Origin of the sequence: Acinetobacter sichuanensis (assembly GCF_003024515.2) — a bacterium.
Classification (GTDB): Bacteria; Pseudomonadota; Gammaproteobacteria; order Pseudomonadales; family Moraxellaceae; genus Acinetobacter; species Acinetobacter sichuanensis.
In genome coordinates, this window is record NZ_PYIX02000069.1 from 1 (window position 1) to 8,645 (window position 8,645).

14 protein-coding genes are annotated in these 8,645 nt (G+C 39.2%); all 14 read right to left on the reverse strand.

Translation table 11 applies throughout. The features are described 5' to 3' along the window. On the reverse strand, positions 1–198 hold a 198-nt coding region (locus C9E89_RS20725; protein ID WP_107010047.1), incomplete at its 3' end, for a hypothetical protein. Positions 199–200: 2 nt separating this feature from the next. Beyond that, positions 201–725 (reverse strand): Rha family transcriptional regulator, encoded by a 525-nt coding sequence (locus C9E89_RS20730; protein ID WP_107010048.1) that lies wholly within the window; start codon positions 723–725, stop codon positions 201–203. A 156-nt stretch (positions 726–881) separates the two neighbouring features. Beyond that, entirely contained in the window at positions 882–1,241 is a 360-nt protein-coding gene (locus C9E89_RS20735; protein WP_107010049.1) for a DUF3168 domain-containing protein, read from the reverse strand. Further along, a complete protein-coding gene (locus C9E89_RS20740; RefSeq protein WP_107010059.1) occupies positions 1,238–1,726 on the reverse strand; it encodes an HK97-gp10 family putative phage morphogenesis protein in 489 nt (162 codons plus the stop codon). The genes C9E89_RS20735 and C9E89_RS20740 overlap by 4 nt, the downstream gene beginning before the upstream one ends. Positions 1,727–1,883: 157 nt before the next feature. Further along, positions 1,884–2,222 carry a phage head closure protein gene (locus C9E89_RS20745; RefSeq protein WP_107010050.1) on the reverse strand — a complete coding sequence of 113 codons (339 nt, stop codon included), beginning with the start codon at positions 2,220–2,222 and terminating at the stop codon, positions 1,884–1,886. 3 nt (positions 2,223–2,225) lie between these two features. After that, complete coding sequence (locus tag C9E89_RS20750) at positions 2,226–2,546, reverse strand: head-tail connector protein (RefSeq protein WP_107010051.1); 321 nt, start codon at positions 2,544–2,546, stop codon at positions 2,226–2,228. After that, entirely contained in the window at positions 2,497–2,706 is a 210-nt protein-coding gene (locus tag C9E89_RS20755) for a hypothetical protein (protein ID WP_107010052.1), read from the reverse strand. Before C9E89_RS20755 ends, C9E89_RS20750 begins: the two co-directional genes overlap by 50 nt. A 57-nt stretch (positions 2,707–2,763) precedes the next feature. Further along, on the reverse strand, positions 2,764–3,963 hold the full coding sequence (locus C9E89_RS20760) for a phage major capsid protein (RefSeq protein WP_107010053.1): 1,200 nt from the start codon (positions 3,961–3,963) through the stop codon (positions 2,764–2,766). Between the two features lie 3 nt (positions 3,964–3,966). Then, entirely contained in the window at positions 3,967–4,635 is a 669-nt protein-coding gene (locus C9E89_RS20765; protein ID WP_171405193.1) for an HK97 family phage prohead protease, read from the reverse strand. Next, complete coding sequence (locus C9E89_RS20770; protein WP_107010054.1) at positions 4,616–5,842, reverse strand: phage portal protein; 1,227 nt, start codon at positions 5,840–5,842, stop codon at positions 4,616–4,618. The genes C9E89_RS20765 and C9E89_RS20770 overlap by 20 nt, the downstream gene beginning before the upstream one ends. Then, a complete protein-coding gene (locus tag C9E89_RS20775; RefSeq protein WP_228199093.1) occupies positions 5,842–7,482 on the reverse strand; it encodes a terminase large subunit in 1,641 nt (546 codons plus the stop codon). The genes C9E89_RS20770 and C9E89_RS20775 overlap by 1 nt, the downstream gene beginning before the upstream one ends. A gap of 91 nt (positions 7,483–7,573) precedes the next feature. After that, a complete protein-coding gene (locus C9E89_RS20780) occupies positions 7,574–8,020 on the reverse strand; it encodes a phage terminase small subunit P27 family (protein ID WP_107010056.1) in 447 nt (148 codons plus the stop codon). Positions 8,021–8,116: 96 nt separating this feature from the next. After that, positions 8,117–8,296 carry a hypothetical protein gene (locus tag C9E89_RS20785; protein ID WP_107010057.1) on the reverse strand — a complete coding sequence of 60 codons (180 nt, stop codon included), beginning with the start codon at positions 8,294–8,296 and terminating at the stop codon, positions 8,117–8,119. Next, on the reverse strand, positions 8,296–8,645 hold a 350-nt coding region (locus C9E89_RS20790; RefSeq protein WP_107010058.1), incomplete at its 5' end, for an HNH endonuclease. The genes C9E89_RS20785 and C9E89_RS20790, both read right to left, overlap by 1 nt.

Consider the following 8,645-nt stretch of genomic DNA (forward strand, 5'->3'; position numbering starts at 1 on the left):
GTGCTTATGCTTTGGTTTAGTTCGCTCTACATCAATTCCAATCAATATGGCTGCTTCAATATTTTTCTGCCAATCACCTGTGTTTGGTACTGGCTCTATTGAGCAAAACACATAGCTATCATCACCAATATTAATGTCAGCATAATTTTCTTCGTCTGTGCTTGGTCGGCATTCTACAACCACATAAGCAATATTCATGATTAAACCCCACTAGCAAATGGCAATGACGGCTGCAACTCTCTTTCCGATTGCGCTATTTCATCATCAAGTGGATGCTTTTCATGTTTCCACACGTTCATGTCTCTAGCTGAGCAACTAACTTGCTGTTTGCGATTTTCGCGATAACCGACAATATGATTATATCTAGCCCATTTAGATTGAAAGACTTGGGTTAATTGGCTTGCCATCCAGTTAAAGGCATCAATAAATTGCTCTTTTACAGCATCAGCCTTCTCGCCATTAAAGCCCATCACTAGAAACATCCAGCCATCTTTAGTCATTTGATAAAATTTTCTAGGCTTTCCGTTCTGTAACTTGTTGTTTTCAAAGCAAAGCTCAAAATTGAGCGCTTTAAATTTGTCGGAGCATCTTAGTTTTTCAATATCTCGTATTACGTTTTTATGTAGTTTTCCAAATGCTTCTGCTACCGCGTAACTGGTTGTTTTTGCTTCGCCATTTTCGCTTGTGACCATGGCACGTAAATTTAATGTTGTCATCATGTTCATAAGATTTCCTCTTATATGACCATGTTCAAAAAAAGAAACTGGCAGGCACGTTGAACATGGAAACGTGCTTTTCGAACCGTCGCCCTAGCCAGTGGTTTGCCTGAAAACAGGCATAAAAAAACCGCCCAATAAGGACGGTTTGATTAAGTGGTGCAGCTATCTATCTAAAAACCAATTCGCATCAAATCCACGACCAAAAACATCAGTGTCACCAATGCGTTCGTAATAATTTGGGTGAATATCAGTGATTGTGCAAAGTGGGTCTAAAACAGCGCTGATTGCTTTTCGTGTAGTAGAGGCTCTTGTTGCTTGTGTGTCATAAACAACGAGTTGAAAAGTTAAATGATCTATTTGTGGCGGACAATCTAAATTGTGCTCAGGTATACCACCTATAAGTTGCCAAACAACGTAAGGGAATTTGGTTTTATGTGGTGCAACATCTTCATAGATACGATTTTGAACCAAGTCTTTAACAGGTGAGTCTTGAAGCGTTTGGAATATTGGTAAAATGTTCATGTTGCACTCGCTAAAGCTTTATCAATCTCACTAATAAATACGTCATTAAACTTATTTGTAATTAAGTCAACATTATTAGATAGTGCTGGACGCATGAATGGTGTTGCTGGCTGCTTTGATGTACCAAATTCTAAAAATCTCCAATAAAAAACCCTACTATCAAGTTGATATGTTTTTCCAGCTCTTTTATTCCTGATATTATAATCATTATTCACATAATTAACTTTTGCCCCACCACGAACACCAACCTTCATAACAATACTGTTAGGATTTCGACTTTTACCATTAATAACAGTAATTTCTCTAAATATTTTCTTTGGTGTCTTTGGATCATCTAACTTTTTTGCAGCATTTCTTGCCACATCTCTTGCAATATTCATTGCTTGTCGTGCTGCCTTTCGAGCTGCGGATTTAACTTTACGTGGGTTATTGAGCTGTTCAAGCTTGGATTGAAGGCTTTCAAGTCCGTGGATTTGGAATTGGATTGACATAGTTTCTCCAAATACTCTTGTAAATTAGTATTTTGGCGAGGTGAAACAACCTTTTCCCCACCTTTCAACAAATATGTATTTTTAAGGTGATCCTCGCTAAGCATGCAACCACCTGTTGACCCTTGATATTGCATTTCATCGCTAAATTTATTCATTCTAACTCCAATAATTTCAGCTCAAATGTCACATAAATCTCGCCATTTTCATTATCAGGCTTGGGCGGTGAAGCTATTTGAAAAACCTGATCTTTCCAAAGCACACGCATTTCAGTCGTGATGTCAGTTCGCTTGCGAATCTTTAAGCGAGCTGTGGTTTCTGAACTTGCTGCTTTGGCTGCTAAAGTGTCTTTTACAGACAAAAACTCAATTTTTCCCCAGAGTTTTTTGTATTCAACCCAAGCTTTATCAAGCAAGTTGTTGTATTCATCACGCTGTTCAACAAAGTGTTGGATTGTGACGCGGTGGCGGAGTTCGCCTGCAGGAATACCCATAAATCACCCCACATTCACAAATCGATGCCTACGCCAAAGCCACTCTGTAGCAAATGGTAAGTTTTGTAAATTACCCGTGGTTTCCCTGTTGCGATACCAGTGACCTATTAACAATTTAGCACCTTGAATAATTGCATCACTGATATGAATACCATTTTTAACATCTTTAGGAATTGCCTCATTTTCAGGGTAAAGCTTACGATTTGTTGACTCTTCGAATGCGATAAATGAGGCATCAATTAATGCCTCAATATCAGAATCTTCATCATCATGATCAACTTTCAGGTGTAGTTTTACCTGTTCCAACGTTAGAAACTGATTCATTCTGCTTTCCTTTCGCCTTAAATGTTGCAACTTTCAATTGGTTTACAGCGACTTCCGCAATGCGATCCGATACATCTTGATCACCTTTTTTAATTTCTATAACCTTATTTCCATTTTCAATGGCAATTTTAAAGGTCTGTTTTACCGTAATAATTGGCATTTCTTCCCCAAAAAAATATGCCTCACAAAAAAGTAAGGCATATTTTAACTGTTAGATTTAAGCAGATAGTGTTAACGCTTTGATTGCATTGCTATCTAAAAGCATGCCACCAGTACGCTTTGTTGTATAGAAACCAACATAAGGTTTATTGGTGTATGGATCGCGTAATACACGTGTTCCCATGCGATCTACAATCAAATAACCACGCTTAAAATTACCAAACAGAATTGAGTTAGCATCTGCTTCCGCTTCTGGCATGTCTTCATTTTCTTCAATGCCATAACCAAGTAATGTTGATGGCTGACCCAACTGCAAGCCCGGTTGCCATAGGTAATTACCTTCAGAATCCTTAAACTTACGAACCTTGGATTGTGTTAGATTTGTCATCATGAATAAGGCACCATTTCGATAGCCTTTTTTCAACGAAAAAATTAGATCAATAAGATTGTCACCGCTGAAGTTACCAGCTTGACCTGACAATATTTTTTGAAGTGAACCAAATGCACGATCTTTATCTGCTTCTGTGGTGAGCGTATTGGCTAAAATACCTTTTGGTTTTTTAGAGCCATCTCCAAGTAAGAATGCATGTCCTTCTTTTTCAGCAAATTCACGTGCGACTTCTGTTGAAATCCAGTCTTCAACATTAAAGAACACATCATCTAATGATGTTTGTGTTGCTTGAGGGTTGGCGTAGATTTCCCCCATTGTCGCCTGAAGTTGCGCCAATGTTGGAGTTCCTGTAGTAGGTCGTGGATCTGTTTCCCCTACCCAGCCAGAGCCAGCGCCACCAAGATTAACTAATTTTTTATAATCAGGAGACCCAACAGTGATTTGCGAACACACGTTACGCATTGGGCTTTCATCTTTCAAAAGTTCCAATAATGTGCGATCAAGTTCTTCTGGTACCGCAAAACCACCATCAGGATTGGTGGTGGTTTGAACAGCTTTGCGCTCTAAGTCCGCAAGACCATCATCAACACCTTTGCGAAGGAATTGATAAAATGCAGTTTTGTGTTCATCAACACCTTCACCACCAGTTACACCTGGGCGTTTTGCTGCTTTAAGTTCTTTTTCAAGTTCAGCTTTAAGCTTATCAATATCACCTAATTTTTCATTAAGCTTTTCAACCTGATCACCCAATTTGCCCTTTTCAGACTTGATTGCTTCAAGCTCTTGGTCGTTTTTCTTTTTAAAGTCTTCAAACACACCCTTAAGGTCTGATGCAACTTCTTCGATATCTTTCTTTTCAATAGCCATGATTTATTTACCTGTTGTAAAAATGGATTTTAAGTCTTTGAGTGATTGAAGCGCGTCATCAGTTTGCTCAGTATTTCTCTGTGCACCAATCGCTCCGTAACCTTTAGCCATAAAGGCTTTGGCTTGTTGAAGTGTGAAACCAGCATCTCTCAATACTCGCTCTACTTCCATTTCAGATGGGGTTTCCCCTCGATCCAACGCAGATTTCACATCTGAAACTCGCGCTTCATCATTTGCAGGAAAAGTCACAATTGAAACCTCCCACAAATCAATGTCTGTTAATTTGTAAACACCTAGTTGCTTGTCATACTCGTAATCACGCAGAATAAATCCAATTGACATTCCTCCAATTGACTTGGCTTTTAGATGAGCATGTGCGCGACGTGCTAGTGGGTCATCCTTAATAAGAAAACGACCTCTTACAAAGAGGCCGTTTTCATCTTCTTTCATTTCTAAATATGGTCCTAAAGGTTCATCTGATTTATGTTGCCATAGCATGGCAGGCAGCCGACCTTTCTGGGACCACTCATTCAATGTCCGCTTAAATGCACCTGGCATAACAACGTCACCATAACTATCTTTAACACCAAAAACTGATGCATACCCTTCAAATTCACCTGTATCAGACACAGATTTAACCTCAAAAGGCACATTAAGATGCTTTTTTTGCATCGCTATCATCCTCAGGTTTAGTCGTCATATTCATCGGGGTTAAGTAAATATCCCCACCTTCACGTGGATTCATATCTTCCAATTCTCGGCAATCATTAGGACTTAACCATCCCCACTGAATACCTTTGCCGTAAGACTCATAACGTGTTTTCAAGTCACCACGTAAAAGCGCACCAGCATTGAATTTTGCGTAATGATTTTTGCGATCTTTTTCACTCAGCAATCCAACTCTGATTCTTGATTCAATACGGGTCATATAGGGAACCAGTGAGTAATTCACAAAGCTCATCCCCATATGTTCGATATTGTTTAAAGTCATCTTGTCCATTGCAGCCACTAAATGAGGTGGTACCCGGAACAATCCACAGATTTCGCTTTTTTGATATTCACGCGTTTCTAAAAACTGGGAATCCTCAAGATTTAAAGCGGTTGGTTTCCACTTCAAGCCTTGCTCAAGAATCATAGGTTTATATGTATTCGCCAACCCTGTGTAATTTTCTTCAAATTCAGCTTTAAGACGATTGAAAGCAACATCGGTTAACGATTCTTCAGTTTCTAAAACACCTGAAGTGACAGCACCATTTTTAAATAGTTTTGCACCGTGTTCTTCTGTGTCCAACCCCAGACCAATACATTTACGTGCATATGCCACAGGATTAAGACCTGTTAATCCATCCAAGGTGAATAAGCGAACATGCCAAATTTCATCTTGGCTCAGCGTTTTAATACCGCCATTCTTAAAATTAACTTGGTACTCAACTGTCCAATCATCTTTCAACTTTGGTGTCACAGAACTTGGATCGAGAGGAAGTAATTCAACAACTTCACCAAGGGCGCAAACCTTGTATGCATAAAAGTTACCCCTCAAGCACAAGCAAACCATGAGCAACTCCCAAAACTCTTGAGCTGTCATATAGTCATTTGGTGCAATGCTTAAAAGCTCATAAAGTTTATGATTAATAGCTGGCTGCTTGTATTTACCATCCTGCTTTAATAATCTACATGGCAACATACCCATTGATTCTGAAAGCACTCGAACACACGAAAATACAATCGCAAGTTGCATGGCTCTCAATGGTGTAACTGACTGTCCTGTACCAGTGACAAATTCAGCACCAAAAATACGTGCCAATTCATCAGGTCCAGAAATAACAAGGGGAGTAGACTTGAATCCAAGCCACTCCCCTATTTTTGATTTTATGCTCATTAGAGTCTTCTTACCCCATGTTTCTCGATATGACTCGATAGATCATCCTCTTCGGGATTACTCATTAATGTAAGGATCCGACTAATACCCATTAACCCAGCAACCGCACCATCAATCTTTTTAAATTTCTTCTCCTTATCTGGAAATTCAGTATCATTTTTTCCAGTTTTAGAAATCACATTTCCAACCATCCAAGATAATATAGGATTGCCATCGTGATGAAATCTTCCAGATGCAATTGCTGCCTCCATTTCTTTCATTGCTGGTGAGAATGTTTTGGTGATTTTAGGGATTTTGATTGATGTATAGCCTGCATCATCAATTTGCTTAGATATTTGAAATCCACCCCATTCATCGTAAGGAACTTCTTGAATTTTCATTTCAATAGCATCATTTAAAATATCTTCAGCAATTTCATTTAAATCATTTTCGAATCCATCACAAACTGTCAATAAGTCTTGATTCAACCACTTCTGATAGCGTTCAATTACTTGTTTTTCTTCACCGTTATAGACAGTGTCATAGGGCAAGTAAAATCTTGGTGCAACACTGTAATAGTGAATCTTACCTTTGATGATTCTATAAAAAAGGTTAATGCGTGCTGCAATATCAATTTTTGAAGATAAATCCACACAAATCATGCAGGGATCATTTCTAAAATCTTCAATTTTTAGATTTATATCTTTGCATTCGTTCCATTGCTCCATATTGAAGAAAGCAGATTTTGCAGAAACCCAAATATTTAAGTGTTTTGTTTTAAAGGCATTTTGCTTAGATGCATTCTGTATAGCTCGCCGTTGTTGCGACTCTAGGTAATCCGCATAAACCGATACACCATAATTTGGATTAGCCTTTTGCAATACTTTTGGGTCAGTCCAATCATCACCCTCATCAATTGTGAAAATAAAACCAAATAATTCATCATCTGGTACTGTACCCTCAAGCATTTCTTGAACACGAATCTGTAAATCGTAGCAAGGCCCATTAATATTGAATCCAGAGGTTGTGATGGTAAAGATAAGTGGCTGTCTTCGCGCACCCATACCAGTTTGCATCGTGTCATACATTGCTGATGTTTGATGTTCATGAAACTCATCGACAATAGCGCAATGTGGTGACTGACCATCTGGCGGATCACCAATAATTGTTTCAAAAATTGAACCATCATTTGGTATTTCCAAACTACCAGCATTAATTTGAATGCCTGCCGCCTCGACAAAATCAGGTGATTTTACTGCCATTAACCGAGCAGGTTTGAATACTTCCCATGCTTGTTTTTCAGTTGTCGCGCCCGCATAAACCTCGGAACCAAACTCACCATCATTTGCAAACATATTGAGTGCAACGCCAGCAGCAATTGCGGACTTTCCATTTTTACGTGGTATATTCCAATAGCTTTCACGGAAACGGCGATATCCGTCCTTTTTACGCACCCAACCAAAAGTGCAAGCAATTCCAAATTTTTGCCAAGGCTCTAATGAAATTAACATTCGCTTCATTGCCCACTCACCCTTGGTGTGAGGCAAAAGCTCAATGAATTTAATCTTTTTTTCAGCTAATTTAGGGTCAAATTTATATAAAAAATCTTTATTTTTACTGTTTTTTAAGTCATTTAAGTGGCGTTCACAGGCTAATTTCACCCATTTACATGCAGGGATTTTATTTGAAACGACTTGCTTAGCCCACTTATTTGCAATGTCAACATTTGGGAAAGCTGTCATTTTGACCTCACTACATGTTTAACACCTCTGCAAATGCATTACCTTTTTTCTTTCCATCACCACCCATTAATCGAGCGCGAGACACAGGATCAAGCCCCAACATTGAGCCGAATTGAGCAATTTGTTTTGATGCTTCATTTACAACTGTCAATGCAGGATTTTTAATTCTTCCTGATTCCGTTTCGAGCGTAACCCCATAATTTACAACCTCAAATTGTGCTTCACGCAGGTTGTGATATGCCATGCAAAACATTTCCACATTATGCAAATCTGTAATTTTTAGAATTTTTCTTTTTAGTAATTCAGGGATAATTGACTTCCACATTGTGACCGCTTGATCCATGTGCTCAAGATGAATTGGCACATCAATATCAAATACTTTATCGAAGTCCGTATCGCCTGTTGAGATAACTCTAGGTTTACGCCCTGCACCTGCTACCGCATTTCGACCACCCATGTCAAGACCCTCAATTTTTAATTTCGCTCACGTAAAAATGTGTCTAAGGGGGCGGTCATTTCGTTGAAAAGCTTGAACTTTTCACCTCCCCCCTACCTACCAACGACGACGCTGGGCATCTTGATTGATTTCTTTTTGCCTTTGTGCTGATCGCCCTTTTACTTCACATGCAATATCAGTGAATTCTTTAATATCGCACTTGGTTACACCAATACCCGAACTCAACTGAGCAACAACATAGTCGTGCACCATTTCTTCAATAGTTTTATCAGCCATCACTTCCCTTCCTTCGCTGTCTTCTCTTTATGACAAGCACTACAAATTGACTGCAAATTATCATGGTCATCTGTGCCGCCTTTAGCTTTATTAAGCTTGTGATCGACCTCAGTTGCTTCAGTCAATCGACCTTGTTCAGCACACACAAGACAAAGATAATTATCACGCTTCAAAATAAACTCACGAAGCTTGCGCCATGCATGACCATAGCCACGCTCAGTTGTTGAACCTGTACGATCTACACGTTTATTCCAGCCTGAACGCTTTGATGCATGATCGTCACAAAAGCCTTTCTGACTGCGTGACTTAACAAGATTAGGGCAACCCCATTCACGGCACGGGCGAGACA

Bases quoted from the DNA above. Each gene is read 5' to 3' on its own strand.
- C9E89_RS20755 (WP_107010052.1), bottom strand. From the start codon at position 2,706: ATGCCAATTATTACGGTAAAACAGACCTTTAAAATTGCCATTGAAAAT.
- C9E89_RS20765 (WP_171405193.1), bottom strand. From the start codon at position 4,635: ATGCAAAAAAAGCATCTTAATGTGCCTTTTGAGGTTAAATCTGTGTCT.
- C9E89_RS20745 (WP_107010050.1), bottom strand. From the start codon at position 2,222: ATGGGTATTCCTGCAGGCGAACTCCGCCACCGCGTCACAATCCAACAC.
- C9E89_RS20770 (WP_107010054.1), bottom strand. From the start codon at position 5,842: ATGAGCATAAAATCAAAAATAGGGGAGTGGCTTGGATTCAAGTCTACT.
- C9E89_RS20735 (WP_107010049.1), bottom strand. From the start codon at position 1,241: ATGAACATTTTACCAATATTCCAAACGCTTCAAGACTCACCTGTTAAA.
- C9E89_RS20760 (WP_107010053.1), bottom strand. From the start codon at position 3,963: ATGGCTATTGAAAAGAAAGATATCGAAGAAGTTGCATCAGACCTTAAG.
- C9E89_RS20730 (WP_107010048.1), bottom strand. From the start codon at position 725: ATGAACATGATGACAACATTAAATTTACGTGCCATGGTCACAAGCGAA.
- C9E89_RS20780 (WP_107010056.1), bottom strand. From the start codon at position 8,020: ATGGGTGGTCGAAATGCGGTAGCAGGTGCAGGGCGTAAACCTAGAGTT.
- C9E89_RS20785 (WP_107010057.1), bottom strand. From the start codon at position 8,296: ATGGCTGATAAAACTATTGAAGAAATGGTGCACGACTATGTTGTTGCT.
- C9E89_RS20750 (WP_107010051.1), bottom strand. From the start codon at position 2,546: ATGAATCAGTTTCTAACGTTGGAACAGGTAAAACTACACCTGAAAGTT.